Genomic DNA, 26,411 nt, shown 5'->3' on the forward strand with positions numbered 1-26,411 from the left:
CCCTCCTGACCTGACGACCTCGTAAGCAGCACTCCCAAAGCGAACGGGCCGCCCCAAAGGGACGGCCCGTTTTTCTCGAGACAGGAACCACACTCACAAAAAGCACGTTAGCATCTACAGACCAAACTCTTGAGCAACCATATTGATGGCGTTGCGCTGTTCGTCGATGTGACGGATTCACAAGCTGGCAACAGTCGTGTACAACGTGAAGTGCAAGGAAGGTGACGACCATGTCGATCGATGCTTTTGCGCGTTGGTGGAACAAGCTTGCGCGTGTTAACGGAAAAGCCAAGTTTCACTCGCAGCGTGAAGCGAGCGACTACGTGCGAGCTCTTTCGCGCCAGAGCGGTGGACCGAACGCGAAGATGATTGAAATGCGTAGACAGTATGAAGCCGTTCGGCAGCAGCAAGACGAAGCCCGACCCACTGGATCTATCAAAGATAGTGGTGGAACCGATAGCAAGCGGGCATGTGCTTAACCGCTTTGATTGCGGCAATGGCGCGCTCAATCGCTTCCTGAAGAACAAAGCCAACAAATGCGCGCGGCGGCGCGAGCAAGCAGTCTTTGTCGCGCACCTCTCAGGTGATGCGAAGTGCATAGGATACTACGCACTTCAGGTGGGGTCAGACTCTGTTCCGGACACAAGGCGAGAGAAAAGCAGCTACCTCGCGACCTACACGGCATTTCCCGCGATCAACATTGGCTTCCTTGCAGTTGACCGTCAGGTTCAGAACGCTGGGTTAGGCACCTTTCTTTTGCAAGATGCCTTCGAGAAGGTGGCGCAGGTGGCCGAAATCGTAGGATTCTACGCGGTCACCTTGCAGTCGCTGAACGCAAAGACAACCGCCTTCTATGAGAGCATTGGCTTTTCAACCTACGCAGAGCTCCCGCATCCGAAAATGATCTACCCGGTGGAGTCCATCCTCGCGATGCGGGAGCGCTCTGGTTAGCCCTTCCCCGCCACCCGGGCGTTCCGCGTCGCGATGAGTTTCAGGCGCAGCGCGTTCAGGCGGATGAAGCCGGCGGCGTCCTTCTGGTCGTAGGCGCCCGCGTCTTCCTCGAAGGTCACGTGTTTCTCGGAATAGAGCGAGTGATCCGACCACCGCGCCACGGTCCGCGCCACGCCCTTGTAGAGCTTCAGCTTCACGGTGCCGGTGACATGCTCCTGCGTCTTGTCGATCAGGGCCTGCAGCGCCTCGCGCTCGGGCGAGAACCAGAAACCGTTGTAGATCAGCTCGGCATAGCGCGGCATGATCGAATCCTTCAGGTGCCCGGCGCCCGCATCCAGCGTGATCTGCTCGATGCCGCGATGGGCTTCCAGCAGGATCGTGCCGCCGGGGGTCTCGTAGACGCCGCGCGACTTCATGCCGACGAAGCGGTTTTCCACGAAGTCCAGCATGCCGATGCCGTGCTTGGCGCCGTATTCGTTCAGCGCGGTCAGGATCGTGGCCGGCGACATCGCCTCGCCGTTGATCGCCACCGCGTCGCCCTGCTCGAAGGTCACTTCGATGAATTCGGGCTCGTTCGGCGCATCCTCGACGGCGACGATGCGCTGGGCGACGTAATCGGGGGCCTCGACGCCCGGATCCTCCAGCACCGTGCCCTCGGACGAGGTGTGCAGCAGGTTCGCATCGACCGAGAAGGGCGCTTCGCCGCGCTTGTTCTTGGCAATCGGGATCTGGTTCTGCTCGGCGAATTCCAGCAGGCGGGTGCGGCTGGTCAGATCCCAGATCCGCCAGGGCGCGATCACCTGGATCGAGGGGTCGAGCGCCAGCGCCGACAGCTCGAACCGCACCTGATCGTTGCCCTTGCCGGTGGCGCCATGGGCCACGGCATCGGCGCCGTGCTTGTGCGCCAGATCGACGAGGTGCTTGGAGATCAGCGGCCGGGCAATCGAGGTGCCCAGCAGGTAGAGGCCCTCATAGACCGCGTTGGCGCGGAACATCGGGAAGACGAAGTCGCGCACGAATTCCTCGCGCACGTCGACGATATGGATGTTCTCTTCCTTGATCCCCAGCATCAGCGCCTTTTCGCGCGCCGGCTCAAGCTCTTCACCCTGGCCGAGGTCGGCGGTGAAGGTCACCACCTCGCAGCCGTATTCGGTTTGCAGCCATTTCAGGATGATCGAGGTATCGAGCCCGCCAGAATAGGCCAGCACGACTTTCTTGGGCGCGGACATGAGCATTCTCCCACGGGATGGACCGCGCCTTCGCTACAGGCTTTGCCGGATGGGCGCAACACCCGCTGCACCGCGAGGGGCCGAGATTGACACGCCCGGACGCGGCGGGAAGACTGGCGGCGAACGAAAGGGGGCCCGATGCAGGGACTGGCGATCTTCATCCATGCCGTGCGCATGGTTCTGGGCAATCTGGGTCAGGCGCTGCGCATCGGCGGCGTGGCGCTGGCGGTGATGGTGGCGCTGACCCTCAGCCTGGGGGCCACGCCCGAGGCGGGGGCGGCGCCGTCGGTCGCGGCAATCGTGCTGGACGTGGCGCGGATCATCGTCGGCCTCTGGGTGGTGGTGGCCTGGCACCGGTTCATCCTGCTCGAGGAGGCGCCGGGTGCCTTCCTGCCCGCCTGGAACGGTGCGGCGATCTGGGGATATTTCAAGGCAGGTTTCGTGCTGGGGCTGATCATCGCGCTGCTGTTCATCCCGCTGATGCTGATCGCCGGGCTGGTGGTCTTCCCGCTGCTGGGTGCCGGGGCCGACGCGGCCTCGCCGGGGCTGGTGGCCGGGCTGGTCGCCTTCGTCGTGACCCTGCTGCCCGCGATCTATGTCTTCTACCGCCTGTCGCCGGTGCTGCCGGGGGCAGCCATCGAGCGGCCGTTGACCCTGCGCGAGGCCTGGTATCAGACCGGGACCAGCGGCGCGGCCTTCATCACGCTGGCGCTGGCCTCGCTGCTGGCGGGATGGGCGCTTGACGCACTGATCCCGGCGCTGGCGCAGGCCAGTGTCCCGCTGGCGCTGATCTGGTCGGCCGTGACGCAATGGCTGGTCTTCCTGGTCGGCGCCAGCATCCTGACCACCCTCTATGGTCACTACATCGAGAAACGAGAGCTCAATGCCTGACGGACGACCGGAACTTCTGCGCGGCGTGGTGCATCCCTGGCACCACGACATCTTCGGCCACATGAACGTGCGCCATTACGCGCCCTTCTTCGATGACGCCTCGTTCTTCCTCTATACCGCGCTGGGGATCCCGATTTCCTGGATGCTGGAGGAGCACGGCGTGCATATCGTTTCGGCCAAGGCGGAAACCAATTTCATCAAGGAGTTGAAGGCCGGGGACGGGTTCGTCATCGACGGCGCGGTCAAGCGGCTGGGCGGTCGGTCGATGACCTTCCACCTGCGGATGATCCATGCCGAGACCGGCGCGCTGCACGCGACCTATGACCTGACCGAGGTGTTCTTCGATCCGAAGACCCGCGCCTCGGCGCCGATGCCCGAGGCGGTGCGCACAAGGCTGGCGCCCCATCTGACCGACTAGCGCTCAGCGCCGGGCGTCGATCAGGCGCAGCAGCTCGGCGTGGCGGGCGATGTACTCGGCCCGTACCTCGGCCGGGGGCCGGGGAAGGATGGTCAGCCCGGCGACCTCGGGCGAGGGGCGGCCGAAGTATTTGTCCGCCTCGGCCCGGGTGAAACCGGCGATCTGCGTGGCTTCCAGCCAGGCGCTCAGCGTATCGGCGCGCTTGATCAGGCGTTTCACGGTTTTCGGGATCTCGGCGGGCAGGCCGAAGCGCAGGTGGATCGCCGCCGTCAGCCGCGCGTCCAGCGCGCCATAGCCGGGCCCGACCGCGGCTTTCACCGGCGAGATCATGTCGCCGATCACGTATTCGGGCGCGTCATGCAGCAACGCGGCCAGCCGCCAGCGCGGGGCGAAACCGGGGTCCAGCCGCGTGACCAGGGTTTCCACCAGCAGGGAATGTTCGGCCACGGAATAGGGCCAGTCGCCGGTGGTCTGCCCGTTCCAGCGCGCCACGAAGGCCAGTCCGTGGGCGATGTCTTCCAGCTCGATATCCAGCGGAGTCGGGTCCAGCAGGTCCAGCCTGCGGCCTGAAAGCATCCGTTGCCAGGCGCGTGCCTGTTTCATCCCGATCCCCGCGTCGCTTCGGTTCCGTCGATAGCGAAACCGCGGGGCGGGCTCAAGTCGCGTGCAGAACCCCGGTGGCGGGCAGGATGACCAGCACGGTCAGCGCGATCAGCACCCCCAGACCGACGATCCAGAGCCCGCGACGGCGCGGGGAGGGGGCTGCGTCGGCAACCGGCGGCTCGGCGGCGTCGCGGAAGGCCTGACCCAGGGCATCCTGATCCTCGACCGGGTCGTCGTGATCGTCGATCCAGGCCGCGGGAGTCAGGATCGCGGCTTTCGCGGGGGCGGGCGGCGGCGCCTCGGCCTCGGTCCCGTCGGCGCGGATCGAGGCGGCGAAGGGCGTGCGGATCGGCGTCGCGGAACCCAGGCCGTCGACCGAGGCCATCAGCCCCGCCAGGTCGATGGATTGCACGCGCCCCTCGGCGTCGCGGCGGACGGGCAGGGGGCCGCGCGCCCCCTCGGCCACCGGCACCAGCCTGGTGACGACGGCCTGCGCGGCTTCTTCAACCGCGCTGTCGCGGGGACGGCGCGAGCTGCGCAGCTTCGGCCAGCGGCCCATCAGCGCCGCACGGCGGGCGGGTGGACGCGGCGGGGATTTGGGATTGCGCAGGATGCCCACGCGTGCCTGCCGCTCCAGCCGATCCTGCCGGTTGCGGTGGATCCGTTCTGCGGCGTCAACCGGGGGAAGCCCGGCCTCCGGGTTGATCGTGTCGGTATGGTCCTGCATCGGGGCACGTCCTCGGTTTCCCCGACACCTTGCGAGACAAAGGTTAAGAAACCCTGAAACGGCAACGGCCGGACCCAAAGGTCCGGCCGTATCCAGGCTTGTGGTGCGGGCTCAGGCCTGCGGTGCCGGGGCCTGCTGGCGCGTCAGCTGCTGGCGGTACATGCCCATGAAATCGATCATGTCCAGGTTCAGCGGCGGGAAGCCACCGTCGCGCGTCACATCGGCGATGATGCGGCGGGCGAAGGGGAAGACGATCCGCGGGCATTCGATCAGCAGGAAGGGGTGCATCTGGTCCTGCGGCAGACCCTCGATCAGGAAGATGCCGCCGTATTCCAGTTCGACCAGATAGAGCGTCTGGCCGGTGTCCTTGATCTTGGACTCGACCTTGTATTTCGAGATCACCTCGTAATGCCCGTCGGTCTCGCGCTTCTTCGCGTCGAGGCTGACCTGCACCTGAATGTCGGGCTGGCCCTGCGGCATCACGCCTGCGCCGCGGACGACCGCGTTCTCGAAGGACAGGTCGCGGACGAACTGCGCCAGAACCTGGAATTTCACCTGCGGCTGCGCGCCCGGGGCGGCAGCCCCCTGCGGATCGGCGCCGTTGCCAGTAGCGGCCATTAGACTCTCCTGCTTGACCTGTTGTTTGTCGGGGTTCTAGCAGCAGAGTCCTGTCGCCTCAATGCCGCGCATCGTCCAGACGGCGCTCAGGGCCCAGCGGATCGGGCTCGCGCACGGTATAATCGCCCTCGACCACGTCGTCCTGCTGCCAGGTCCGCACCGAGACGACGCCGGCCCGCGCGCCGATGCCGCGGACGATGGCGCGCTGCAGGGGCGGGAACAGCAGCACCAGGCCAAGGGCATCGGTCAGGAAGCCCGGCAGGATCAACAGAATGCCCGACAGGGTGCGAAAGGCGCCCTCGGCCAGGAAGGTGCCGGGCTGGACCCTGAGGCCGCCCTGCATCATCGCCAGGGCCCGCGTCTGCTGTCCCCGAAGGATGGCGAAACCCGCCAGCGTCGACAGCACGATCAGTGCCAGCGTCGCGGCGACGCCGATCTGTCCGCCGACCGCGATGAAGAGCGCGATCTCGATCAGCGGCATCAGGATGAAAAGCAGCAAGACAGGCAAGCGGATATCCCTTTTCTGTGTCCAAGGCCCCTTTCTGTGACCAAGGCGTCATGCGGCGTCCGGTGCGGTAGACACGGGGGCCAGCGCACCCTACATAAGCAACGAACGTATGAAACCAAGGCCGCACGCCCCCGAGGACATGATGGATTCCGCTGTGATACAACTTCTGGTTCTCGCCGGCATCGCCGTTTTCCTGATCCTGAAGCTGCGCAACGTGCTGGGAACGCGCGAAGGCTACGAGCGCCCGCCCGAGCCGATGCCCGGCCCCGCCGCGCCCGGTCCCCGGGCGAAAAGCGGCTTCGAGGTAATCGAGGGTGGCGAAGATCACGACATCACCGATCACGTTCCCGCCAACTCCCCGGCGGCCGAGGCGCTGGCGGCGATGAAGCGGGCCGAGCCCTCGTTCAACCTGACGGAATTCCTGGGCGGTGCGCGCGGCGCCTATGAGATGATCCTCATGGGCTTTGAACGCGGCGAGCTGGACGATCTGGTGCCGCTGCTGTCGCGGGACGTGTTCGAAAGCTTCGACGAGGTGGTCCAGCACCGCGAGCGCGAGGGCTTGACGGTCGAGGCCAGCTTCGTCGGCCTGCGCGAGATCGCCGTGTCGGATGCCCGCTTCAACCCCGCCACGCGCGAGGCCGAGCTGAGCGTGCGCTTCGTGGGCGAGATCACCTCGGTGGTGCGCGACCGCGAGGGCAATATCGTCGAGGGTGACGCCAACCGCGTGAAGCAGGAGCGTGACATCTGGACCTTCGCCCGCACCATGGGTTCGGACAATCCCAACTGGCGGCTTGTCGCCACCGGCGACTGATCCCGGGTCCGCGCCGTGCCGCGCCGCCGCCTGACTGACGACGAGCGCGAGCTCTGGCAGCGTGTGGCGCGCAGCGCCCGGCGGCTCAGCCTGTCAGGCGAGCTGCCCGACGAACCCAGCCCCCCTGCAACGGCGCCTGACCCCAGGGCGCCGTTTTCCGATCCGCCCGCCCCACCCGCCAAGGGCAAGGGCGAGGCCCCGCCGCGCACCCTGCCGATCCCGCCCGCGGCGCTGAGCGGGCGTGCCAGCCCGCCGCCCGTGCGGCTGGATCTGGCCGAAACGGTCAGCGAGCGGCTTGCGCGCGAGCCGGTGCGGATGGACCGCAACCTCCACCGCAGCATGACCCGCGGCAAGCTGGACCCCGAATCCCGCATCGACCTGCACGGCATGACGGTGGCCGAGGCGCATTCGGCGCTGAACGGCTTTCTCATCTCGGCCCATGCCCGCGGGCTCAGGCTGGTGCTGGTCATCACCGGCAAGGGGCGCAAGCCCGGCCCCGACCATTTCGCGCCGATGCCCGCCCGCGCCGGGATCCTCAAGCATGAGGTCCCGCACTGGCTGCGGCTGCCGCCCCTCAACGCCTTGGTGATGGAGGTGCGCGAGGCCCACCGCAGCCACGGCGGGACCGGCGCCTATTACATCTATCTGCGCAAGCGCCGTTAGCGCGCGGCCTCCGGCGGCACGTGACCCCCGGCGACGAAGTTGCGCAGCCACCAGGGCATGACCGCCCGCGGGTTGCGGTTGTTGCCGGTGACCTCGCCCGAAATCTCGGTGAAGGGGGTCAGGATCACCTCGGTCGTGCTCTGCAGCGTCAGGATCGTGGCGGGCAGCAGCGGCACCGAGCCTGCGTTCTCGGACCCCAGCGCCACGTTCAGCGCGTTCATCTGGTCCAGAAGGCCGATCAGCGCGGGCGAGGACCCGGCGGTGAAATGCCCGGCGCCCTGACCGAAGGCGCTGACATCGACCAGCGTGACGCCCAGCCCCTCGACCGCGGTGGCATCGGGCAGGTTGCCCAGCCGCGAGCGTTCGCCGGTCAGGCTGGCCGACAGCGCCAGGATGCGGTCGCGCTGCGAGGTGATGATCAGGAAGGGCTCGGGCAGGGTGCCGATGGTGCGCACCTGCTGGCGGAAGAGTTCGACATCCACATCGGGCGAGATCAGGATCACCCCGCCGATCTGGCGCAGCGTCGGATCGCGGGTCAGCGCCATCTGGCGCAGGGTCTCCATCAGCAGATGCGAGCCCATGGAATGCGCCATCAGGATGATGCGCCGCGGCCCCGCCTGCCGGACCTGATGCAGCATGTCGATCAGCCCGTCCCGGGCGAAGAGCGCGCTGTCGCGGTCATGGGCATAGGCCAGCGGCGCCCCCAGCGAGGGCCAGGAATAATGCAGCATCACACCCGGGATGCGCAGGTCGTAATCCAGCTGCGCGGTGCGGTAGACCCCCTCGATGAAGGCGGTGTTGAAGCCGTGGATGAAGACCACGGCCTCGTGCTGGTTGCTGGGCTGCTGCGCGAGTTCGGCGCGCAGCGCTGCGACGAATTCCGCGGGCGTCTCCTGCACCGATTCCGCCAGCATGAAATGCCGCTCGGGATCGGCGACCTGCCGCGGGCGCTGGCGGGGAATGGTGCCGATCTCGCGGTCCGGCGGGATCGAGACGACATAGCGGCCATAGGTGACCTGCGGATTGCGCTCCCACCCCGGGACCGGCTGATTCGGGTCGGCGCCGCGCGTCGTGCCCACCAGAACCGGCCGCAAGGCATTGCCGACACCGGGGGTTTGCAGAAAATCGACCTGCTCTCGCACCTGACAGGCAGCAAGCAGCAGCAGCAGAAGGGCAGGCAGGAAACGGCGCATCGGGTCGTCCAGCAGGAGGCGTCACGCCTTGATACACGAGCGGCGGCAGCGCGTCATCGGGGGCGGTTCACTTCTCGCTTGGCCGTGGCAGGGGTTGCACAGTAAGGGGGGACATGCGCGATATCCTCACCTCTGCCCGCACCGCCGCCGACCAGTTGCGCCAGCTCTTCGAGCCGACGCCCCTGCAGCGCAACGACCATCTGTCCAACCGCTTCGGGGCCGAGATCTGGCTCAAGCGCGAGGATCTGACGCCGGTGCGCAGCTACAAGATCCGCGGCGCCTTCAACGCCATGCGCCGGGTGCTGGACGACACCCCGGAGCAGGAGGTCTTCGTCTGTGCCTCGGCCGGGAACCACGCGCAGGGCGTGGCCTATGCCTGCAAGCATTTCGGGCGGCGCGGCGTGATCTTCATGCCGGTGACGACGCCGCGGCAGAAGATCGACAAGACCCGCATCTTCGGCGGCGATCAGGTCGAGATCCGGCTGACCGGGGATTACTTCGACCAGTCGCTGGCCGCCGCGCAGGCCTTCTGCGCCGAGGTGGGGGCGCATTTCCTGTCCCCCTTCGATGACGATGATGTGATCGAGGGGCAGGCCAGTGTCGGGGTCGAGATCATGGACCAGCTAGGCCGCGCGCCCGACATGCTGGTGCTGCCGGTGGGTGGCGGCGGGCTGGCCGCCGGGGTGAAGCGCTATTTCGAGGCGCTGGGCGCCCCGCCGGCCTTCCGCTATGTCGAGCCGCTGGGCGGCCCCAGCCTGACCGCCGCGCTGAAGGCCGGTGAGCCGGTGACGCTGCCCCGCGTCGACAGTTTCGTCGATGGCGCGGCCGTGGCCCGGATCGGCGCGCGGCCCTTCGCCACGCTGAAGGACGCCGACCCCTCGCAGGTGCTGCTCGCGCCCGAGGACCGGATCTGCGTGACGATGCTGGAGATGCTGAACGTCGAGGGGATCGTTCTGGAACCCGCGGGGGCGCTGTCGATCGACGCGCTGCCCGATCTTCAGGACCAGATCCGCGGCAAGACCGTGGTTTGCCTGACCTCGGGCGGGAATTTCGACTTCGAGCGTCTGCCCGAGGTCAAGGAACGCGCCATGCGCTTCGCCGGGACCAAGAAGTATTTTATCCTGCGCCTGCCGCAGCGGCCCGGTGCGCTCAGGGATTTCCTCGAGATCCTCGGGCCCGAGGACGACATCGCCCGCTTCGAGTACCTCAAGAAATCGGCGCGCAACTTCGGCACCGTCCTGATCGGGATCGAGACGACGCGCGCCGAGAACATCCGCAGCCTCTTTGCGCGGATGGAAACAGCCGGTTTCGATTTCCGCGATGTGACGATCGACGAGACGCTGGCCAATTTCCTGCTTTGAGCGGGGATTGGTGCGTCCCGGCGAACGACTCAGGCGGCGCGGCGGGCCAGTCCTGACAGGAACGCATCCCGCGAGTCGCGATAGCTGCCGAGGACGCGGGCCAGATTGATCTGCTCGGCCCGGCCGCCATTGGCCAGCGTTTCGCCCTCGGCGCAGAGCGCGGCAAAGCTGGAGAAGCCCAGATTCAGCGCGGCCCCCTTCAGGAAATGAAGATCGGCGGCCATGTCAGGCCCCACCTCCTGCTGGCTCAGGCGCAGCAAGGCGTCATCGACTTCCTGCAGGAAAACCTCGACGACCTCGCCAAAAGCGTCGCCCATGTCGGAACGCAACTCATCAACCTGATTCCAATCGATCATGGCCTGTCTCCATTCGATCGTCTGAGTGTGGGTATCAACCTTTGAGTGAAATCCTAACGCCGAAAAGAGTAGAAAAACAACTGGCGGTTTAATAGTTGTTAATCAATTTGCGGCTCAACTGGCGCAACGGCTATCCAAGGTGCCCTGTGTCTTCTATTGCGTTCCCCTCGGCCGATGCCCCGACTGCGCGTATTGCGTCGTCCGAGAGGGCAATCAGGCATGTTCTGATCGTCGATGATTCGCGCGCCCAGCGCATGATTGTCGAAGCCGGTCTTCGCGGGCATGGATTCATCGTGCATCATGCCGATTGCGGCGCCAAGGCGCTGGAGCTGTGCAGCCGCCAGAACATCGACCTGGTGCTGTCGGACTGGATGATGCCGGGGATGACCGGGATCGAGTTCTGCCGCGCGCTGCGGGCCCTGCCCAGCGACCGCTACGTCTATTTCATCCTGCTGACCTCGAAATCCGACAAGGGCGCGGTGGCCGAAGGGCTGGACGTCGGCGCCGACGATTTCCTGACCAAGCCGCTCGATCAGGGCGAGTTGCGGGCCCGCATCAACGCCGGCGAGCGGGTGCTGGCCATGGAACGCGCCCTGCGCGGCAACAACGCCCTGCTGAGCGAAACGCTGGACCGGCTGCGCAACCTCTATGCCGCGCTGGACCGCGATCTGGTCGAGGCGCGGAACCTCCAGCAATCGCTGCTGCGCGAACGCTTCCACCGCTACGAGGAGGGGGAGGTCAGTCTGATCCTGCGCTCCTCGGGGCATGTCGGCGGCGATATGGTCGGTTTCTTCGAGGTCTCGCCGGGCGTGACCGGGCTTTACGGCATCGACGTCTCGGGCCATGGCGTGACCTCGGCGCTGCTGACCGCGCGGCTCTACGGCCTGCTGTCGGGCGCCACGCCCGACCAGAACATCGCCGTGACCATCGGCCCCGACGGTCCCGTCGGCCGCCCCCCGGCCGAGGTTGCGGCGGCGATGAACCGGCTCATGCTGTCGGAGATCCAGACCGAACGCTACGCCACCCTCGCCTATGCCGAGATCAACCGCACCAACGGCCATATCCGCATGGTGCAGGCGGGCCATCCCTATCCGGTCATCCAGCACCGCGACGGCTCGATCAGCCTGCTGGGCGAGGGCGGTCTGCCCGTGGGCCTGCTGGACGAGGCCACCTATACCGGCTTCGAAACCCGGCTCGAGCCCGGCGAAAGGCTGCTGATCCTGTCCGACGGCATCACCGAATGCCCCAATCCCGACGGCGTCGAGCTGGGGCAGGAGGGGCTGGCCGAGATCCTGCGCAATCTCGGCGACCTGAAGGGCACCCGCCTGCTGGATGCCCTGATGTGGGAACTCTCGCGCTGGCACGGGTCCGAGGATTTCCCCGACGACATGAGCTGCGCGGTCTACGAATACGGCGCCTGACGGCTGCGGCCCTTACTCGTTGCGCTCCAGCCGGGCCTCGATGGCCCGCAGCCGCGTCAGCACCTCGTCGCGGTATTCGTCGGTGCGGGCGTCGCTTTCCTCGTTATGCGCGTCCTGCATCGAATTGACGATCAGGCCGACCAGCAGGTTCACCACCGCGAAGGTGGTGACCAGGATGAACGGCACGAAGAAGGCCCAGGCATAGGGATAGACCTCCATCACCGGGCGGACGATGCCCATCGACCAGCTTTCCAGCGTCATGATCTGGAACAGCGAATAGGTCGAGGCGCCGAGATCGCCGAACCATTCCGGGAAGCCCGTGCCGAACAGCTGCGTCGCCAGCACCGCCGAGATGTAGAAGATCATCCCCATCAGCAGGATGACCGAGCCCATGCCGGGGATCGCCCGCACGAAGCCCTCGACCACCCGGCGCAGCGCCGGCGCGACCGAGATCACGCGCAGGAGCCTGAGCACCCTGAGCGCCCGCAACACGCTGAAATTCCCGGCCCCCGGCACGATGGCGATGCCGACGATGACGAAATCGAACAGGTTCCAGCCCGAGCGGAAGAACGACAGCCGCAGCGCCACCAGTTTCAAGGTCAATTCGACCACGAAGACCGCAAGGCAGGCCGTGTCGATCGCCACGATCAGCGGCCCGAACGAGGCCATGATGCTGTCCGAGGTCTCCATCCCCAGCACGACGGCGTTCAGGAGGATCACCGCGATGATGCCGTTGCGCACGGCAGGACTGTCGAGAAACGCCAGGATGCGTTCGTTCAAGGACATGATAACCCCATGGTTTTTACGCCATATGGGCCCGCGAGAACCGCGCCACAAGCTCGACATGCGCCGACCAGCGGAACTGGTCCACCACCTGCACCCAATCCAGCCGGTAGCCGGCGCCGACCAGCACCCTCGCGTCGCGGGCAAAGGTGACCGGACTGCAGGACACATGGGCGATGACCGGCACCGCCGCCTGCGCCAGTTCTGCCACCTGCGCCTCGGCCCCGGCGCGCGGCGGGTCGATGACCGCGGCGTCGAAGCGCTTCAGTTCATCGGGCATCAGCGGGCGGCGGAAGAGGTCGCGCGCCTCGGTCGTGACCCGTTTCAGACCCGTCGCGTTGCGCCAGCCCAGGTCCAGCGCCGCCAGCATCGGCGCAGCCCCCTCGACCGCGTGCACCTCGGCGGTCTCCGCCAGCGGCAGCGCGAAGGTGCCGCATCCGGCGAACAGGTCCACCACCTGTTTCGCGCCGCCTACCGCCTCGATCACCGCGGCTTTCAGCGCCGCCTCGCCCTGCGGCGTGGCCTGCAGGAAGGCGCCGGGCGGGGGTGAGACGCGGGCCCGGCCCATCGTCAGGCTCGGCGGCGCCTCCTGCAACAGCACCTCGCCGTTCCAGACCAGCCGCGCCAGCCGATGCGCCCCGGCGATCTGCGGCAGGGCCAGCCTGAGTGCCCGGTCGAGCGGCTTGCCCTCGTCGACCGAGACCTCGACCCCCTCGGCATAGCGGGTCACAGTCAGCCGCACCTCGCCCTTCCGCGAGCCGCCCTCGGTCACCAGCGCCTCCAGCGCCGGGATTACCGCGACCAGCGCCGGGTCCAACAGCGTGCAACCGGGGATCGCCGTCACCGTGTCGCTGGCCCGCCCGTGGAACCCGACCAATGCACCCGATTTCAGCCGCCGCCCGGCCAGCGTCGCCCGCCTGCGTGTCCCGGCAGGCGAGGTCAGCGTGTCGCGAAACGGTGCCTCCAGCCCCTGACCGGCCAGTGCCTGCCGGACGACGCCGGTCTTCCAGGTCTCGACAAAGGCATCCGAGGCATGTTGCAGCGCACAGCCGCCGCAGGCCTTGTAGTGCCGGCAGGGCGCCGCCACCCGGTCGGGCGAGGGCGTCAGGATCTTCGGTTGCGCGATCCGGCCATCCACGGCCTCGCCGCCCACCTCCTCGCCCGGCAGCGCACGCGCCACCACCAGCCCGGGGGCCACGCCCTCGCCCCGCAGGTTCAGCCGATCGATCACGCTCATGCCGGCACCGCCGGGCTGAAGGCATACCCCTCGGGCGACAGGATCGCCGCCTCGCGCAAGCCATGCGGCTTGTTGGCGGGGGGCTCGATCACCATCCCGCCGTGGTCTTCCGCGCGCAAAACCGCAGTGTCGGGGTCGATTCCGAAGAGATACAGCTGCACCCCGGCCCCCCGTGGCGGGCTCTCCGGCAGCAGGTCATGCAGCGGATGCCGGGCGAAGGTCCCGTCCGAATGCAGCTGGATCAGCACCGCCCCATGCCGGACCAGCGCGAAATCATTGGAAAGCCGGTGGACCCCCAGTCCGAAGACCCCTTCCAGAAACCCGGCCATGCCCCGTACATCGCGGCACAGCAGGTTCAGCCCCAGCCCCGTCAGGCTGCGCCCGAAGTCAGCCGCCCCGATGGTTTCCAGATCCATTCACGCCTCTTCATCCTCGTCGACGCCCAGAAAGCCGCCCGATTGCCGCGCCCAATAGCGCGCATAGCGACCCTCGCGCGCCAAAAGCTCCGCATGCGTGCCTTCTTCGACGATGCGCCCCTCGTCAAGCACGATGATCCGGTCCATGCGCGCAATGGTGCTCAGCCGGTGGGCGATGGCCAGCACGGTCTTGCCCGCCATGACCTCGGCCAGCGTGCTCTGGATCGAGGCCTCGACCTCGCTGTCCAGCGCCGAGGTCGCCTCGTCCAGCACCAGAATCGGCGCGTCCTTGAGGAAGGCGCGCGCCAGGGCTATCCGCTGCCGCTGCCCGCCCGACAGCCGCACCCCGCGCTCGCCCAGCTGCGCGTCATAGCCCTTGCGCCCGGCATTGTCGGTCAGCGCCAGGATGAACTCATGCGCCTCGGCGGCGCGGGCGGCGGCCTCGACCTCGGCCTCCGAGGCATCGGGCCGCCCGTAGCGGATGTTGTCGCGGGCCGAGCGGTTGAACATCGCCGTGTCCTGCGTGACCATGCCGATCTGGCGGCGCAGGCTCTCCTGCGTCACGGTCTTCACGTCGATCCCGTCGATGCGGACCGCGCCCTTTTCGGTGTCATAGAGCCGCAAAAGCAGCGAGACGAGGGTCGATTTCCCCGCCCCCGAATGGCCGACGATGCCGATCCGTTCCCCCGGCGCGATCTTCAGATCCAGCTTCTCCACCCCGCCCGAGCGGCGACCATAGGCAAAGCTCACCCCGTCGAAATGCACTTCGCCCAGTACCGGCGGCAGCTCGGCCGCGTCGGGCGCGTCGACCAGCGCATGCGGCACGGCGAGCGTCCGCATCCCGTCCTCGACCTCGCCGATATTGGCGTAGATCCCCATCAGCGTGAAACTGACCCAGCCGGTCATCTGCGCCAGCCGGATCGCCACGGTCCCGGCGGCGACGATGGCCCCGGTCGAGGCCTCGCCCGCCGACCACAGCGCCAGCGTCCCGCCGACCAGCGCCACCGGCAAGAGCCCCGCCACCAGCATGAGACAGATGCGGAAGGTTGCGGAAACGCGCCCGTAGGCCATCACCCGCTCGCGATACCGGCCCATGGCGTCCAGCGCGTTGCGGTCCTCGAACCTTGCATGGGCGAACAGCTTCACGGTGCGGATGTTGGTGATCGTGTCGACGACCTGCCCGGTGACCATGGCCCGCGCCCCGGCCCGTGCCCCGGCGCGGCTGCGGATATAGGGCATGAAAAGCCGGATCAGCAGCAGATAGCCCACCGCCCAGACCAGCAGCCCGACCCCCAGCCGCCAGTCGATCGCGGCCATCAGCGCCACCGAGCCGATCACCGAGGACAGCGCGAAAGCCACGGTGTTGATGCTCTCGCTCACCACCTCGGTCAGGGCGCGCGCCGTCTGGATCTGCTTCTGCGCGATCCGCCCGGCGAAATCGTTGTCGAAATAGACGATGTCCTGCCCCATGGTCCAGCGGTTCAGCCGCGACAGGACCAGGGGGTCGATGTTCGGCGCGATCAGCAGGAAGTTCGCGGCCGAGTTCAGGCCGAAGGCCAGCGGCCGCAGCAGCAGGAAGAAGGCGGCGAAGAACACCAGCATCGGCCAGTTCTGCGCCACGAAATCCACCGCGCCCCCGGCGACGGCCGCATCCACCACCTGACCCATGACCCAGGCCGAGACGACCTCGGTCACGCCCCCCGCGGCCGAGATCACCGTCGCCAGCCAGATCCCCGGCCAGGCGCCCTTCAGCGCCCAGCGGCAGAAGGACCACAGGCTGCGCGGCGGCTCGCCCTCGGCGGGGGTGAAGGGCCGGATCAGATTAGACAATGCCATTCAAATTGCGCGCAAAGCCGCGCCCTCATCTTTGTTCTTCAAATATCCCGGGGGGTTCGGGGGGCTGGCCCCCCGATACCCGGTCTCATTCCGCGGCGTCCTCGGTGCCGATGAACCCGCCCGATTGCCGCTCCCAGAACCTTGCGTAAAGCCCGCCGCGGGCCAGCAGCTCGGCATGCGTCCCCTCTTCGGCGATATGGCCGTCGTCCAGCACCACGATCCGGTCCATGCGGGCGATGGTCGACAGCCGGTGGGCGATGGCGATCACCGTCTTGCCCTCCATCATCCCGTAGAGCGTCTCCTGGATCGAGGCCTCGACCTCGCTGTCCAGCGCGCTCGTCGCTTCGTCCAGCACCAGGATCGGCGCGTCCTTCAGGATCACCCGGGCGATGGCGATCCGTTGCCGCTGCCCGCCCGACAATTTCACGCCCCTTTCGCCGACCCGCGCGTCATAGCCCTGCCGCCCCTCGGCATCGGCCAACCCGCCGATGAATTCCTCGGCCTCGGCCCGCCGCGCGGCCTCCAGCATAAGCGCCTCGTCGGCGCCGCTGCGGCCGTAGAGAATGTTCTCCCGCACTGTGCGATGCAGCAGCGCGGTGTCCTGCTGGACCATGCCGATCTGCGCCCGCAAACTGTCCTGCGTGACCTGCGTCACGTCCTGCCCGTCGATCAGGATGCGCCCGCTCTCGGGGTCGTAGAACCGCAAGAGCAGCTTGACGAGGGTCGATTTGCCCGAGCCCGAGCGCCCCACCAGCCCCAGCTTCTCGCCCGGGCGGATGGTCAGGTCGATGCGGTCCAGCCCGCCGGAGCCCCGGCCGTAATGGTGGCTGACGCCCTCGAACCGGATCTCGCCGTCCTTGAACGCCAGCGCCTTGGCTCCGGGTGCGTCGGTCAGGGTGATCGGCTGGGCGATGGTATCCATCCCCTCGGCCACCACGCCCAGGCTTCGGAAGAAGGAACTGACCGCCCACATGATCCAGCCGGTCATGGCGTTGAGCCTCAGCACCAGCGCCGAGGCGGCGGCGACGATGCCGACGCTGGCCGAGCCGACCGACCAGAGCCAGATCGCCCAGCCGACCACGGCGACGATCAGGAAGCCGTTCAGCGTGACCAGCCAGAATTCCATCGTGGTGAAGATCCGCATCTCCGCCTGCATGGTCTCGCGGGCCTTCTGGATGGCTTCCTTGGCATAGGCGGTTTCATGGTCGTTCTGGGCGAACAGCTTGACCGAATGGATGTTGGAATAGGCATCGACCACCCGCCCGGTGATGGCGCTGCGGGCGTCCGACGCGGCCTCGGACGCGGGGCCGACCCGCTTGATCGTCCAGCGCAGCAGCGTGCCGTACAGCACCAGCCAGATCAGCAGCGGGATCACCAGCTGCGGATCGGCGCCGGCCAGCAGCACGCCGGCGCCGACGATATAGGCGACGGAATAGCCCAGCGCGTCGAAGATCTGGAACACGGCCTCGCCGGCGGCGGGCGGGGTCTGCATGATCCGGTTGGCGATGCGCCCGGCGAAATCGTTCTCGAACCAGCCGACCGACTGGCGCAGCACATGGCGATGCGAGCGCCAGCGGATCAGCGTGCCGAAATTGGGGATGATCGCGTTGTTCAGGAGCGCGACGGTGACCAGCTGCAACACCGGCCTGAGGAACAACAGGAACAGCGCGGCGAGGATCATCTCGGTCCCGTGCTCGGCCCAGAATTCGGCCGGGCCCGCCTGTTCGAACAGGTCGACCAGCCGGCCGAGATAGCCGAGCAGCCCGATCTCCATCGCTGCGACGATGACCGAGAACAGGCCGGTTACGGCAAAGACCTTGCGGAACGGGCGCATGTAGACGCCCAGGAACGACCACAGGCGGCGCGGCGGTGTGTCGTCCTCGGGATAGGCGGCATAGGGATCCACCAGGTTTTCAAAAAATCTGAACAATCCGCCAATCCTTCACCTGTGAAGGCAATCTAGGGCGGAGTGGGGGATCAGGCCAGCCCCAGAAGCGCAAGAAGCTGTGCGCGGTCGGGTTTCAGATCCTGGGCCAGCCAATGCTCCTGCGCCCGAGCCAGCGCCCGGCCCAGATCGGGACCCAGCAGCACCGGCATCAGGTCCTTGGGTTTCAGCGGGAAATCGGCCTGCGCGCCGCGCATCACCTCGGCCTGCCAGCCCGGGGCAGGGGGTGTTTCCAGCAGTGCCGCCCGGCCCAGCAGCGCGTCGCAGCCCAGCCGCCAGCCCAGCCGCCAGCCCAGCGCGGCGGGCGTGTCCATGCCGGAAAAAGCGTCTCTGACCTTGCCGAAATCGCGGATCTCGGCCTTGGACAGGCGCAGCGTTTCCACGTCGCCCGTCAGCACCGCCAGCCTGCGCAGCCAGCCGCCCGGCTTGTCCCCTTCCAGATGCACCAGCACCGGCAGCGCCTGCGGCTGAGCGCCGGGCAGGACAGGCAGCAGCACCCCCGATAGCGCCATGGCGGCGACGGCGGGCGCGGGGTCGGCGGCGGCGAGCAGTTTCTTCAGCTCGGCCGTCACCCGTTCGCGCGAAAGCGTCTCTAACATGGCCGAATGCTCGGCGCAGGCGGCCAGCGCCTCGGGGTCCAGACCCTGCTCGGGGTCGCCGTATTGGGCATGGAAACGGAAGAAGCGCAGGATGCGCAGGTAATCCTCGGTGATCCGCGCCTGGGGATCGCCGACGAAGCGCAGCCGCCGGGCCTGTAGGTCCGGCAGCCCGCCCAAGGGGTCGATTAGCGTGCCGTCCGCCTGGGCATAAAGCGCGTTCATGGTGAAATCGCGCCGGGCCGCATCCTGTTGCAGCGAGGCGCCGAAGGACACCCGGGCGTGACGGCCGAAACTTTCCTCGTCGTGGCGGAAGGTGGTGACCTCATAGCCCTCGCCCTCCGCGACCACAGTCACGGTTCCATGGGCAATGCCGGTCGGCACCGCCTTCAACCCGGCCTTTTCGGCAAGCATAGAGACGGTTTCGGGCAGCGCATCGGTGGCGATGTCCACATCCGCGACCGGCACGCCCAGCAGGGCGTTGCGTACGCAGCCACCGACTGCGAGCGCGTGAAATCCGGCGCCGGTCAGCATTCCCATCACCGCCTGGGTGCCGGGATTGTCGAGCCAGGCGCCGCTGACCTTCATGCCGCGCGCGCCGCCAGCGCCCGGAGCATCCGCGCCGTCGCGCCCCAGATGTAATAGGGGCCCCAGGGCACGGTGTAATAGCTGCGCCACTGGCCCAGCCAGCGGCGGCGCTGCACCGAATAGGCGCCTTCATCCATCAGATGGGCCAGCGGCACGAAGAAGGCTTCCTCGACCTCGCCCGCCTCGGGCACCGGGGTGAAATCCCCGTCGATGACGCCAACAAAGGGGGTCACGCGAAAGCCGGTGACGGTCTCATGCACCGGCATCGCGCCCAGCACCCGCACCCGGGCGGGGTCGAGCCCGACTTCCTCCTGCGCCTCGCGCAGGGCGGCGGCTTCGGGTCCGGCGTCACCGGGATCGACCTTGCCGCCCGGAAAGGCGATCTGCCCCGGGTGGTGCTTCAGGGTCGAGGCGCGCTTGGTCAGGATCACGTGCCAACCGCCCGGCTTTTCAGCCAGGGCGATCAGTACGGCGGCGGGCCGCAGTTTCAGCCCCGTGGGGCGAAACTGCGGGTTCAGGTCGAAATCCGAGGATTGCGGGCCGTCGCGGTTCAGCGCGTCCCGCAGATGCTCGATGATCTCAGTCCTTGCCGCCATTATTCGCCTCGAACCCCACGGTCTTCGGGTCGAGAACGTAATGCGCCCCGCAGAATTGGCAATCGGCCGTGACCGTGCCCTCGGGCGTGGTCATGTGGCCGATGTCCTTGGCCGAATAGATCGACAGCGACTGACGCACCTTGTCCTCGGAACACGAGCAGCCGAATTCGATGCGCTGGGCATCGTAGACCCGTGGCTCTTCCTCGTTGAAAAGCCGCAGCAGCAGGTCGGTCGGCTGCACCGACGGGCCGATCAGCTCCAGCTCCTCGACCGTGTCGAGCAGGATGTTCACCCGGCTCCAGTTCTCGGCATCGTCGCCCGAGACCAGATCGCGCGCATGCAGCAGACCGTTGTCGCCCGTCGCGCCGCCCTGGGCATAGGGGCTGGCCTTGGGCATGTGCTGCAGCATCACGCCGCCGGCGCGCCAGTGTTCGGCCTGACCGGCCATCTGATTGCGGCCATGCGCGGTCGAGAAACGGGTCGGCAGTTGCTCGGATTGCGCGAAATAGGCCTCGGCGCAATCGCTCAGCGACTGGCCGGCGATCGGGGTGATGCCCTGATAGGGCTGCATGCCCTCGCCCTGGTCGATGATGATCGCCAGATAGCCCTCGCCGATCTGATCGAACCCGCGGTCCGTCAGGCTGAGGCGTTCGCTGTCGAAGCTGGCCCAGGCGCGGATCCGCGCGGGGGCGCCATCGGCGGTGGGGGCGTAGTAATCGGTCGCGATCAGCCGCGCCGCGCCCTTGCCGCGCACCTGCAGCGAGAGGCGCCAGCGCAGTTTCAGCGTCTGGCCGATCATGGCGGTCAACAGGACGGCCTCGGCCACCAGATCCTCGATCGGGGCCGGGTAGCGGTGCTGCGAGAGCACCGTATCGAGGACACCGTCCACACGGGCGACTCGGCCGCGCACGTCGGCCTTGTCCAGCTGGAACGGCAGGACGGTATCGTCCCAGGCGATTTGCGCACCGAGAGTCATCAGGAAACCTTCACATCATGGGGCTTGGTTTTAAGGCCGTCATATAGGAATCCTTTTCCTGGGGCCAAGGGGCAAAGCGATTCGCGCGTCCCTCGGGCAGACAACAAGGAGACGGGCATGATCCCGCGATACGGCGACCCGCGCGAAAGCGGGCAGCGCTACCGGCTGAGGCCGGGCGCCTATGCGGTGCTCTGGCGCGACGGGCGGGTGCTGCTGACCCATCAGCAGGAGCCCTGGCCGGAGTTCCAGCTGCCGGGCGGCGGCATCGACCCCGGCGAATCACCGATCCAGGCCCTGCACCGCGAGGTCTATGAGGAAACCGGCTGGCGCATCGGCGGGGCGCGGCGGCTGGGGGCCTTCCGGCGCTTCACCTTCATGCCGGAATACGACATCTGGGCCGAGAAGCTCTGCCATATCTTCCTGGCGCGGCCCGTGCGGCGGCTGGGCCCGCCGACCGAACCCGGCCACAGCGCGCAATGGATGGCGCCGCAAGACGCCGCAGACAGGGTCGGCAACGCGGGCGACGCCGCTTATCTGCGGCGCGTGATCCGGGGGCTGGCATGATCCCGCGGCGGACCTTCCTGCTGCTGGCGCTGGCGGCCTGCGCCCGCGGCCCGCAGTTTCGCGACTATGACGGGCCCGAGGTGACCGAGGTGCGGGTCCTCAAATCCGAACGGCGGATGGAGCTGTGGTCCGGCGCGACCCGCCTTCGCAGCTACGACATCGCGCTCGGCGCCAATCCTCTGGGTCACAAGCAGCAACAGGGCGATTCCCGCACGCCCGAGGGGGAATACCGCATCGACCGGCGCAACCCGGCCAGCGCCTTCCACCTGTCCCTGGGAATAGATTACCCCAATGCGGCGGATCTGGCGCGGGCGCAGGCGGCGGGGGTGGATCCCGGCGGCGATATCTTCATCCACGGCACCGGCACGCGCAGCCGCTTCAGCCGCTACCGGCGGGGCGACTGGACGGATGGCTGCATCGCCGTGACGAATCGCCAGATCGAAGAGATCTACGCCATGGTCCGCGACGGGACCCGGATCGTCCTGACCGCTTAGGAGCGGTTGGGCCGCGTATCGGCAACCGGCGCCTGCTGGGCGATCTGCTGCGAGGCACCGGCCGGAACCGCAGGCGCGCCGGTGGTCAGGCACCACCAGATCTTGCCATTCGCTTCCTGATACCAGGCAAAGCCCAGATCGAGGGCACGGGCGTCCAGCAAGATGCTGCGCGTGTCCTCCTGCGACAGCCAGGCGGTCAGCGTCTCGATCTCGGTCTCATAGGTCTCGGACACCGCCTCGCCCAGGAAATAGCCGGTGTAGCCGACGCGCCGCACCCGGTCGATCGGCGAGGACCCGTCCGAGCCGAAATGCCAGGGCCGCACCTGCACCGACATGTCGCGGGCATGGGTGGCGGCGGCGGTGGTCAGGTCCTGGCTGAACTCGACGCCCGGCAGGCCCTGCTGCTGGCGCACCGTGTTCAGCGCGTCGCGCATCCGCGCCTGCACCTGGGTCGCATCGCCCGGGGTGATCCGGTAGACCACCGGCATCGGGCGGCCGTCGGTGCCCAGCCGCATGGCGGTTTCGGGCGGCGCGGACGAGCAGGCGGCCAGCGCGGCCGCCGCGGAAAACGCGGCGAGGAGGGAAAGGTCGAGTTCGGACATTTTTGTCTCTGACTGCTTCGATCCTTCAGCCATAGCGAAATTCTGCCAAAAACTCAACGGCACTGGCCGGGGCGCCCTGCGCTCTGCGTTGCGAGAACGCGGTTTTTCGCGTAGCATGGCAAAAAAAAGAACACCAAGCAGTCGAGCAGTTTCATGCCCAGCGATCTTTTCCCGCGGTTCAGCCGCCGGGGCTTTCTTGCGACATCCGCCGCCTTTGGCGGCGCGCTCGCCGCGCCCTCGGTCATGGCGCAATCGGCGCCGCCCCCCAGCGCGCTGCAGAACTCCACCCAGATGGAAGAGGACGTGCGCGAGACGACGCGGCGCAACGCCTCCAGCTTCCGCACGATGGAATGGCGCGATCACTTCGACAGCCTGCGCAAGGGCGCGATCCTGGCCGATACGATCAGCCGCTGCGTGCATTTCTGGTCCGAGGACGGGCGGACCTATCGCCTTTACCCCTCGTCGGTGCCGATGACGGACGAGCTGACCCGCCGCGGCCGGACCGAGGTGGTGCAGAAGGTCCTCGGCCCCGACTGGCGGCCCACGGCGGACATGCTGGCGCGCTATCCCGACTGGCCGCGCTATGTCGGACCGGGCCCGGACAACCCGCTTGGCACGCATGCGCTCTACCTCGGCTGGCCGGCCTATCGGGTGCATGGAACCCATGACACGCGCAAGATCGGGCGGCGCTCCTCGAGTGGCTGCATCGGCCTCTACAATGAACATATTGCACAGCTTTATTCCTTCGCGCAGGTCGGAACACAGGTGTTGCTAATTTGACGACATCGGGGCGAAGAAGCGTGAAAAGCCGCACGTGCCCCGTTGCAATTCACCCCGCAAACTGCTTTCAGATCAGATACGAGGTATCGTCTTGGGTGCATGTTCCTGTCCTCATAACAAAACAGGGGCATGCGAATACTGGAGGTTGACATGAAGAAACTTGCTCTCGCTGGCCTGCTGGCCGTCGTCGGCACCGGCGCCATGGCTTCGGGCTACGTTGCCCCGCCGATGGTCGAGCCGGAAGTCGTTGTGGCTCACTCGTCGTCGTCGGTTGGCGGCATCGTGATCCCGCTGCTGCTGCTGGTTCTGGTCGCCGCTCTGGCGAACTGATCCGCACACGCGATCAAACGAAGGGGTCAGGTTCGCCTGGCCCCTTTCGTTTTGCCCAAAGCAAAGGCCCGGCGGGAAACCTGCCGGGCCTTTGTTCATTCTGCACCGCAGAAATTACTCCAGCCAACCGGCCAGATTGCGCCGGGCAATGGCCGCCAGCGCGTCCATATGGGCCGAATCATCGTTCAGGCAGGGGATATAGGTGAAGCTCTCACCGCCCGCATGTTCGAAGGCCTCGCGGATCTCGCCCTGGATTTCCTCCAGCGTTTCGATGCAATCGGCGCTGAAAGCGGGGGCGATCACGGCAATGTTACGCACCCCTGATTCGGCCAGTTTTGCCACATGCTCAACGGTATAGGGCCTGAGCCATTCCTCACGCCCAAAGACCGACTGGAACGAGGTGTCGATCGATCCCGCCTCCCAGCCCAGCCGCTCGCGCAGCAGCCGCGTCGTCTTCTGACACTGGCAATGATAGGGGTCGCCCTCGCGCAGGTAGCGCTGCGGCATACCGTGATAGCTGGCCACCAGCAGGTCGGGCCTTTGCGGCAGTGCAGCATAGGCCCGCTCGACCGAGGCGGCCAGCGCCTCGATATAGAGCGGCTCGTCGAAATAGGCGGGGACGGTGCGGGCGGCGGGCTGCCATTTCTGACCCATCAGCGCGCGGAAGAACTGGTCGTTGGCGGTGGCGGTCGTGGCGCCCGCGTATTGCGGGTAGAGCGGAAAGAACAGGATCTTCTCGCAGCCCGCCTTGACCATCTTCTCGACCACGCTCGCGGTCGAGGGGTTGCCGTAGCGCATGCAGAACTCGACCTGCACCGCCTCGCCATAGGCCTCCTGCATGCGGCTGGCCAGCGCCTCGGTCTGCGACCGGGTGATGGTCATCAGCGGGCTCTCGTCCCGCTCCTTGTTCCAGATCAGCCGGTAATTCGCGCCCGAGGTGAAGGGCCGTTTCGACAGGATGATCAGCTGCAACAGCGGCTGCCATTTCCAGGGCGCGATGTCGATCACCCGGCGGTCGGACAGGAATTCGTTCAGATAGCGCCGCATCGACCAGTAATCAGTCGCATCCGGCGTGCCCAGATTGGCCAGCAGCACGCCGACCTTGGCCCGGGGCAGGGCGGGGTGGTCGGCAGGGGCATGGGCCGGTCGGTGCAGGTCGGTCATCGGCTTCCTCTCTGGTGGCGACCCAGACCTAGCGGGCGGGTCGGTCCCGTCAATCCTTGAGCCTGGGGGCTGCGGCAAAAGGCGCAGGTTCGAGGCCGGTTTCCGTGGTCCCCAGCGCCGCCGCCAGCCGCTGCGCGGCCGATCCCGGGCGGAGCGGCTTCTGCTGGCCCTCGGCGGGCGCCCAGCCGGTCAGGAACAGCGTCTCGACCGTGGCCTGCAGGCGGCCCTCGGGATCGGCGAAACTCTCGGCGTAAAGCTGGGCGGCCCGGGCCAGCACCGCGCGCCTGAGCGGGGCCCTGTGGCGGGCGTCCAGCGCGTTGACCTCGCCCATGGCGCGCAGGTCGCGCACCAGATGCAGCAGGTCGCGATAGAGGACGGTCCGCGTGAAACTGTCCGCCACCGGCAGCGCCAGCCCGGCCCGCTGCAACAGCGCGCCCAGATCGCGGATCTCGCCCATCGGCACCACCCGGGGCGACAGGCCGCCGGTCACGTCGCTTTCCGCCTGCGCCAGCACCATGCGCAGCTCCTGCAGGCTCTGCCCGCCAAACAGCACGCCGATGAACAACCCGTCCGGTTGCAGCGCCCGCGTCGACTGGATGATCTGGCCCAGCGGATCGTCGGCCCAATGCAGGGCCAGCGCATGCACCACCAGGTCATGCGCGCCGGGTTCCAGATCCAGCACGTCGGTATCCGGGACCAGCCGGGCGCCGGGCAGGCGACCCTCCCAGACCTCGGGGAAGGGCGTTACCACGGCGGGTGCCGTAAACGTTCTGTTAACCTCGGCGAGTCTCTCCTGAACCTCGTCCGCCGCATCCTCGTGCAGGAAGAAGGCGGGCGCGCGGCGGGCGCGGGCGCGGAAACGGTCCAGCGCGGGGCGGTCGGTCAGGGCAGGGGGGCGTTGGGCGCTCATGGCAGGTGTGTTTGGCCTTGCGGGCGGCGAAGTCAAGGCCGGGCTTGGCCGCGCGGCCCGGCTGGTGCTGGACACGCTCTATCCGCCGCATTGTCTGGCCTGCGAGGCGGCCGTGCTGGAGCCCGGCACGCTCTGCGGTCGCTGTTGGGCCGAGGCCGCCTTCGTCACCGGCCTGTCCTGCGACAAATGCGCGGCACCCCTGCCCGGCGATCCGGCCGAGGCGCCGATCCTCTGCGACGATTGCCTGCGCGTCGCCCGGCCCTGGAGCCACGGCCGCGCAGCGCTCCTCTATGGCGGGACCGGGCGTCAGCTGGTGCTGGCGCTGAAATACGGCGACCGGCACGACATTGCCCGCCCGGCGGGGCGCTGGCTGGCCCGTCAGGCCGCGCCCCTGTGCCGCGCCGATACGCTGGTCGTGCCGGTGCCCCTGCACCGCGCGCGCCTGTTTCACCGCCGCTATAACCAATCGGCGTTGCTGGCGCTGGCGCTGGGCCGGGAACTGGACCGCCCGGCGCTGCCCGACCTGCTGCTTCGCACTCGGTGCACCGGCATCCAGGACGGGCTGAGCCGCGCCGCCCGGTTCGAGAACCAGCAGGGCGCCATCGCCCCCCGCCCGACCCGCGCCAAACGGATCGAGGGGCGGCATGTGCTGCTGGTCGATGACGTCATGACCTCGGGCGCGACGCTGGCCGCGGCGGCGGAAGCCTGCTTCGCTGCGGGCGCCGATGATGTCGATGTCATCGTTCTGGCCCGGGTTCTGCGCGAGGAATGATCGTCAGACCGTAATCACGGTTCACAAGCCCCCTCCGGCGCACTACATCCGAAGCAATCGTGAAAGGATGCG

Annotated in this window: 30 protein-coding genes; 12 read left to right on the plus strand and 18 right to left on the minus strand. The window is 67.5% G+C overall.

Features of this window, described 5'->3' with window-relative positions:
• Positions 1-387: 387 nt before the first annotated feature.
• Positions 388-951, plus strand: a complete 564-nt coding sequence (locus tag VDQ18_RS06655; protein WP_323014036.1) for a GNAT family N-acetyltransferase — start codon at positions 388-390, stop codon at positions 949-951.
• On the opposite strand, the gene VDQ18_RS06660 is transcribed toward VDQ18_RS06655, so the two are convergent.
• Positions 948-2,180 (minus strand): argininosuccinate synthase, encoded by a 1,233-nt coding sequence (locus VDQ18_RS06660; RefSeq protein WP_323020200.1) that lies wholly within the window; start codon positions 2,178-2,180, stop codon positions 948-950. The genes VDQ18_RS06655 and VDQ18_RS06660 overlap by 4 nt on opposite strands.
• Before the next feature lie 138 nt (positions 2,181-2,318).
• On the opposite strand from VDQ18_RS06660, the gene VDQ18_RS06665 reads away from it, so the two are divergent.
• Both VDQ18_RS06665 and VDQ18_RS06670 read left to right on the plus strand, forming a co-directional pair.
• On the plus strand, positions 2,319-3,071 hold the full coding sequence (locus tag VDQ18_RS06665; RefSeq protein ID WP_323020201.1) for a hypothetical protein: 753 nt from the start codon (positions 2,319-2,321) through the stop codon (positions 3,069-3,071).
• Complete coding sequence (locus VDQ18_RS06670) at positions 3,064-3,489, plus strand: thioesterase family protein (protein ID WP_323020202.1); 426 nt, start codon at positions 3,064-3,066, stop codon at positions 3,487-3,489. The genes VDQ18_RS06665 and VDQ18_RS06670 overlap by 8 nt, the downstream gene beginning before the upstream one ends.
• Before the next feature lie 3 nt (positions 3,490-3,492).
• Here the strand turns inward: VDQ18_RS06670 and VDQ18_RS06675 are convergent, their stop codons facing one another.
• The 4 genes from VDQ18_RS06675 to VDQ18_RS06690 all read right to left on the minus strand — a co-directional run bounded on the left by VDQ18_RS06675 (position 3,493) and on the right by VDQ18_RS06690 (position 5,936).
• Positions 3,493-4,092 carry an HD family hydrolase gene (locus tag VDQ18_RS06675; protein ID WP_323020203.1) on the minus strand — a complete coding sequence of 200 codons (600 nt, stop codon included), beginning with the start codon at positions 4,090-4,092 and terminating at the stop codon, positions 3,493-3,495.
• Positions 4,093-4,144: 52 nt separating this feature from the next.
• Entirely contained in the window at positions 4,145-4,819 is a 675-nt protein-coding gene (locus VDQ18_RS06680; RefSeq protein ID WP_323020204.1) for a hypothetical protein, read from the minus strand.
• A 111-nt stretch (positions 4,820-4,930) separates the two neighbouring features.
• Entirely contained in the window at positions 4,931-5,437 is a 507-nt protein-coding gene (gene secB / locus VDQ18_RS06685) for a protein-export chaperone SecB (RefSeq protein WP_323020205.1), read from the minus strand.
• 58 nt (positions 5,438-5,495) lie between these two features.
• Entirely contained in the window at positions 5,496-5,936 is a 441-nt protein-coding gene (locus VDQ18_RS06690; protein ID WP_323020206.1) for an FxsA family protein, read from the minus strand.
• Between the two features lie 151 nt (positions 5,937-6,087).
• Here VDQ18_RS06690 and VDQ18_RS06695 point away from each other — a divergent pair, with 151 nt between their 5' ends.
• Together VDQ18_RS06695 and VDQ18_RS06700 are read left to right on the plus strand one after the other, a co-directional pair.
• Positions 6,088-6,756, plus strand: coding sequence for a Tim44/TimA family putative adaptor protein (locus tag VDQ18_RS06695; protein ID WP_323020207.1), 669 nt, complete (start codon positions 6,088-6,090; stop codon positions 6,754-6,756).
• Between the two features lie 15 nt (positions 6,757-6,771).
• Entirely contained in the window at positions 6,772-7,419 is a 648-nt protein-coding gene (locus tag VDQ18_RS06700) for a Smr/MutS family protein (protein ID WP_323020208.1), read from the plus strand.
• On the opposite strand, the gene VDQ18_RS06705 is transcribed toward VDQ18_RS06700, so the two are convergent.
• Positions 7,416-8,612: an alpha/beta hydrolase gene (locus VDQ18_RS06705; RefSeq protein ID WP_323020209.1), complete on the minus strand. Its 1,197-nt coding sequence runs from the start codon at positions 8,610-8,612 to the stop codon at positions 7,416-7,418. The genes VDQ18_RS06700 and VDQ18_RS06705 overlap by 4 nt on opposite strands.
• Positions 8,613-8,725: 113 nt before the next feature.
• On the opposite strand from VDQ18_RS06705, the gene ilvA reads away from it, so the two are divergent.
• Positions 8,726-9,973 (plus strand): threonine ammonia-lyase IlvA, encoded by a 1,248-nt coding sequence (gene ilvA, locus VDQ18_RS06710; protein ID WP_323020210.1) that lies wholly within the window; start codon positions 8,726-8,728, stop codon positions 9,971-9,973.
• A 29-nt stretch (positions 9,974-10,002) separates the two neighbouring features.
• On the opposite strand, the gene VDQ18_RS06715 is transcribed toward ilvA, so the two are convergent.
• The gene (locus VDQ18_RS06715; protein ID WP_323020211.1) at positions 10,003-10,329 is read right to left on the minus strand and encodes an Hpt domain-containing protein; all 327 of its coding nucleotides are present in this window, start codon (positions 10,327-10,329) and stop codon (positions 10,003-10,005) included.
• Positions 10,330-10,475: 146 nt separating this feature from the next.
• Between VDQ18_RS06715 and VDQ18_RS06720 the strand changes: the two genes are divergently transcribed.
• On the plus strand, positions 10,476-11,750 hold the full coding sequence (locus VDQ18_RS06720; protein ID WP_323020212.1) for a fused response regulator/phosphatase: 1,275 nt from the start codon (positions 10,476-10,478) through the stop codon (positions 11,748-11,750).
• Between the two features lie 12 nt (positions 11,751-11,762).
• On the opposite strand, the gene VDQ18_RS06725 is transcribed toward VDQ18_RS06720, so the two are convergent.
• From VDQ18_RS06725 to VDQ18_RS06760, 8 genes are all read right to left on the minus strand, one after another.
• Complete coding sequence (locus VDQ18_RS06725; RefSeq protein ID WP_323020213.1) at positions 11,763-12,536, minus strand: ion transporter; 774 nt, start codon at positions 12,534-12,536, stop codon at positions 11,763-11,765.
• A 16-nt stretch (positions 12,537-12,552) separates the two neighbouring features.
• Entirely contained in the window at positions 12,553-13,770 is a 1,218-nt protein-coding gene (locus tag VDQ18_RS06730) for a class I SAM-dependent RNA methyltransferase (RefSeq protein WP_323020214.1), read from the minus strand.
• Positions 13,767-14,186: a glyoxalase gene (locus VDQ18_RS06735; RefSeq protein ID WP_323020215.1), complete on the minus strand. Its 420-nt coding sequence runs from the start codon at positions 14,184-14,186 to the stop codon at positions 13,767-13,769. Before VDQ18_RS06735 ends, VDQ18_RS06730 begins: the two co-directional genes overlap by 4 nt.
• On the minus strand, positions 14,187-16,022 hold the full coding sequence (locus tag VDQ18_RS06740; protein ID WP_323020216.1) for an ABC transporter ATP-binding protein: 1,836 nt from the start codon (positions 16,020-16,022) through the stop codon (positions 14,187-14,189). It lies immediately after the preceding gene.
• Between the two features lie 85 nt (positions 16,023-16,107).
• Complete coding sequence (locus tag VDQ18_RS06745; protein ID WP_323020217.1) at positions 16,108-17,952, minus strand: ABC transporter ATP-binding protein; 1,845 nt, start codon at positions 17,950-17,952, stop codon at positions 16,108-16,110.
• A 47-nt stretch (positions 17,953-17,999) separates the two neighbouring features.
• Complete coding sequence (locus tag VDQ18_RS06750) at positions 18,000-19,151, minus strand: CCA tRNA nucleotidyltransferase (protein WP_323020218.1); 1,152 nt, start codon at positions 19,149-19,151, stop codon at positions 18,000-18,002.
• Positions 19,148-19,747, minus strand: coding sequence for a CoA pyrophosphatase (locus VDQ18_RS06755; RefSeq protein WP_323020219.1), 600 nt, complete (start codon positions 19,745-19,747; stop codon positions 19,148-19,150). The genes VDQ18_RS06750 and VDQ18_RS06755 overlap by 4 nt, the downstream gene beginning before the upstream one ends.
• The gene (locus VDQ18_RS06760; protein WP_323020220.1) at positions 19,731-20,723 is read right to left on the minus strand and encodes an Hsp33 family molecular chaperone HslO; all 993 of its coding nucleotides are present in this window, start codon (positions 20,721-20,723) and stop codon (positions 19,731-19,733) included. Before VDQ18_RS06760 ends, VDQ18_RS06755 begins: the two co-directional genes overlap by 17 nt.
• Positions 20,724-20,840: 117 nt before the next feature.
• Between VDQ18_RS06760 and VDQ18_RS06765 the strand changes: the two genes are divergently transcribed.
• Together VDQ18_RS06765 and VDQ18_RS06770 are read left to right on the plus strand one after the other, a co-directional pair.
• Positions 20,841-21,287 carry an NUDIX hydrolase gene (locus tag VDQ18_RS06765; RefSeq protein WP_323020221.1) on the plus strand — a complete coding sequence of 149 codons (447 nt, stop codon included), beginning with the start codon at positions 20,841-20,843 and terminating at the stop codon, positions 21,285-21,287.
• Positions 21,284-21,781, plus strand: a complete 498-nt coding sequence (locus tag VDQ18_RS06770; RefSeq protein ID WP_323020222.1) for a L,D-transpeptidase family protein — start codon at positions 21,284-21,286, stop codon at positions 21,779-21,781. Before VDQ18_RS06765 ends, VDQ18_RS06770 begins: the two co-directional genes overlap by 4 nt.
• Here the strand turns inward: VDQ18_RS06770 and VDQ18_RS06775 are convergent.
• Positions 21,778-22,383, minus strand: a complete 606-nt coding sequence (locus VDQ18_RS06775) for a CAP domain-containing protein (protein ID WP_323020223.1) — start codon at positions 22,381-22,383, stop codon at positions 21,778-21,780. The two genes, VDQ18_RS06770 and VDQ18_RS06775, sit on opposite strands and share 4 nt — an antisense overlap.
• Positions 22,384-22,536: 153 nt before the next feature.
• On the opposite strand from VDQ18_RS06775, the gene VDQ18_RS06780 reads away from it, so the two are divergent.
• Together VDQ18_RS06780 and VDQ18_RS06785 are read left to right on the plus strand one after the other, a co-directional pair.
• The gene (locus tag VDQ18_RS06780; RefSeq protein WP_323020224.1) at positions 22,537-23,163 is read left to right on the plus strand and encodes a L,D-transpeptidase; all 627 of its coding nucleotides are present in this window, start codon (positions 22,537-22,539) and stop codon (positions 23,161-23,163) included.
• Positions 23,164-23,313: 150 nt separating this feature from the next.
• Positions 23,314-23,493: a hypothetical protein gene (locus VDQ18_RS06785; protein ID WP_107751636.1), complete on the plus strand. Its 180-nt coding sequence runs from the start codon at positions 23,314-23,316 to the stop codon at positions 23,491-23,493.
• Positions 23,494-23,607: 114 nt separating this feature from the next.
• Here VDQ18_RS06785 and hemH read toward each other — a convergent pair whose 3' ends face one another.
• Together hemH and VDQ18_RS06795 are read right to left on the minus strand one after the other, a co-directional pair.
• On the minus strand, positions 23,608-24,657 hold the full coding sequence (hemH, locus tag VDQ18_RS06790) for a ferrochelatase (RefSeq protein WP_323020225.1): 1,050 nt from the start codon (positions 24,655-24,657) through the stop codon (positions 23,608-23,610).
• A gap of 49 nt (positions 24,658-24,706) precedes the next feature.
• Positions 24,707-25,567 (minus strand): SAM-dependent methyltransferase, encoded by an 861-nt coding sequence (locus VDQ18_RS06795; protein ID WP_323020226.1) that lies wholly within the window; start codon positions 25,565-25,567, stop codon positions 24,707-24,709.
• Here VDQ18_RS06795 and VDQ18_RS06800 point away from each other — a divergent pair.
• A complete protein-coding gene (locus VDQ18_RS06800; RefSeq protein WP_323020227.1) occupies positions 25,566-26,339 on the plus strand; it encodes a ComF family protein in 774 nt (257 codons plus the stop codon). The two genes, VDQ18_RS06795 and VDQ18_RS06800, sit on opposite strands and share 2 nt — an antisense overlap.
• The last annotated feature ends 72 nt before the right edge of the window (positions 26,340-26,411 follow it).

Source organism: Pararhodobacter sp. (genome assembly GCF_034676075.1).
GTDB lineage: Bacteria > Pseudomonadota > Alphaproteobacteria > Rhodobacterales > Rhodobacteraceae > Pararhodobacter.

Excerpts from the sequence above, each read along its gene's own strand:
- VDQ18_RS06780 (WP_323020224.1), top strand. The coding sequence starts at position 22,537 with ATGCCCAGCGATCTTTTCCCGCGGTTCAGCCGCCGGGGCTTTCTTGCG.
- VDQ18_RS06660 (WP_323020200.1), bottom strand. The coding sequence starts at position 2,180 with ATGTCCGCGCCCAAGAAAGTCGTGCTGGCCTATTCTGGCGGGCTCGAT.
- VDQ18_RS06740 (WP_323020216.1), bottom strand. The coding sequence starts at position 16,022 with ATGGCATTGTCTAATCTGATCCGGCCCTTCACCCCCGCCGAGGGCGAG.
- VDQ18_RS06655 (WP_323014036.1), top strand. The coding sequence starts at position 388 with ATGAAGCCGTTCGGCAGCAGCAAGACGAAGCCCGACCCACTGGATCTA.
- VDQ18_RS06755 (WP_323020219.1), bottom strand. The coding sequence starts at position 19,747 with ATGGCGGCAAGGACTGAGATCATCGAGCATCTGCGGGACGCGCTGAAC.
- VDQ18_RS06775 (WP_323020223.1), bottom strand. The coding sequence starts at position 22,383 with ATGTCCGAACTCGACCTTTCCCTCCTCGCCGCGTTTTCCGCGGCGGCC.
- VDQ18_RS06665 (WP_323020201.1), top strand. The coding sequence starts at position 2,319 with ATGCAGGGACTGGCGATCTTCATCCATGCCGTGCGCATGGTTCTGGGC.
- VDQ18_RS06670 (WP_323020202.1), top strand. The coding sequence starts at position 3,064 with ATGCCTGACGGACGACCGGAACTTCTGCGCGGCGTGGTGCATCCCTGG.
- VDQ18_RS06715 (WP_323020211.1), bottom strand. The coding sequence starts at position 10,329 with ATGATCGATTGGAATCAGGTTGATGAGTTGCGTTCCGACATGGGCGAC.
- VDQ18_RS06680 (WP_323020204.1), bottom strand. The coding sequence starts at position 4,819 with ATGCAGGACCATACCGACACGATCAACCCGGAGGCCGGGCTTCCCCCG.
- secB (WP_323020205.1), bottom strand. The coding sequence starts at position 5,437 with ATGGCCGCTACTGGCAACGGCGCCGATCCGCAGGGGGCTGCCGCCCCG.
- VDQ18_RS06800 (WP_323020227.1), top strand. The coding sequence starts at position 25,566 with ATGGCAGGTGTGTTTGGCCTTGCGGGCGGCGAAGTCAAGGCCGGGCTT.
- VDQ18_RS06695 (WP_323020207.1), top strand. The coding sequence starts at position 6,088 with ATGGATTCCGCTGTGATACAACTTCTGGTTCTCGCCGGCATCGCCGTT.
- VDQ18_RS06675 (WP_323020203.1), bottom strand. The coding sequence starts at position 4,092 with ATGAAACAGGCACGCGCCTGGCAACGGATGCTTTCAGGCCGCAGGCTG.
- VDQ18_RS06785 (WP_107751636.1), top strand. The coding sequence starts at position 23,314 with ATGAAGAAACTTGCTCTCGCTGGCCTGCTGGCCGTCGTCGGCACCGGC.
- VDQ18_RS06760 (WP_323020220.1), bottom strand. The coding sequence starts at position 20,723 with ATGACTCTCGGTGCGCAAATCGCCTGGGACGATACCGTCCTGCCGTTC.
- VDQ18_RS06705 (WP_323020209.1), bottom strand. The coding sequence starts at position 8,612 with ATGCGCCGTTTCCTGCCTGCCCTTCTGCTGCTGCTGCTTGCTGCCTGT.
- VDQ18_RS06750 (WP_323020218.1), bottom strand. The coding sequence starts at position 19,151 with ATGAAGGTCAGCGGCGCCTGGCTCGACAATCCCGGCACCCAGGCGGTG.
- VDQ18_RS06730 (WP_323020214.1), bottom strand. The coding sequence starts at position 13,770 with ATGAGCGTGATCGATCGGCTGAACCTGCGGGGCGAGGGCGTGGCCCCC.
- hemH (WP_323020225.1), bottom strand. The coding sequence starts at position 24,657 with ATGACCGACCTGCACCGACCGGCCCATGCCCCTGCCGACCACCCCGCC.
- VDQ18_RS06765 (WP_323020221.1), top strand. The coding sequence starts at position 20,841 with ATGATCCCGCGATACGGCGACCCGCGCGAAAGCGGGCAGCGCTACCGG.
- VDQ18_RS06735 (WP_323020215.1), bottom strand. The coding sequence starts at position 14,186 with ATGGATCTGGAAACCATCGGGGCGGCTGACTTCGGGCGCAGCCTGACG.
- VDQ18_RS06770 (WP_323020222.1), top strand. The coding sequence starts at position 21,284 with ATGATCCCGCGGCGGACCTTCCTGCTGCTGGCGCTGGCGGCCTGCGCC.
- VDQ18_RS06725 (WP_323020213.1), bottom strand. The coding sequence starts at position 12,536 with ATGTCCTTGAACGAACGCATCCTGGCGTTTCTCGACAGTCCTGCCGTG.
- VDQ18_RS06795 (WP_323020226.1), bottom strand. The coding sequence starts at position 25,567 with ATGAGCGCCCAACGCCCCCCTGCCCTGACCGACCGCCCCGCGCTGGAC.
- ilvA (WP_323020210.1), top strand. The coding sequence starts at position 8,726 with ATGCGCGATATCCTCACCTCTGCCCGCACCGCCGCCGACCAGTTGCGC.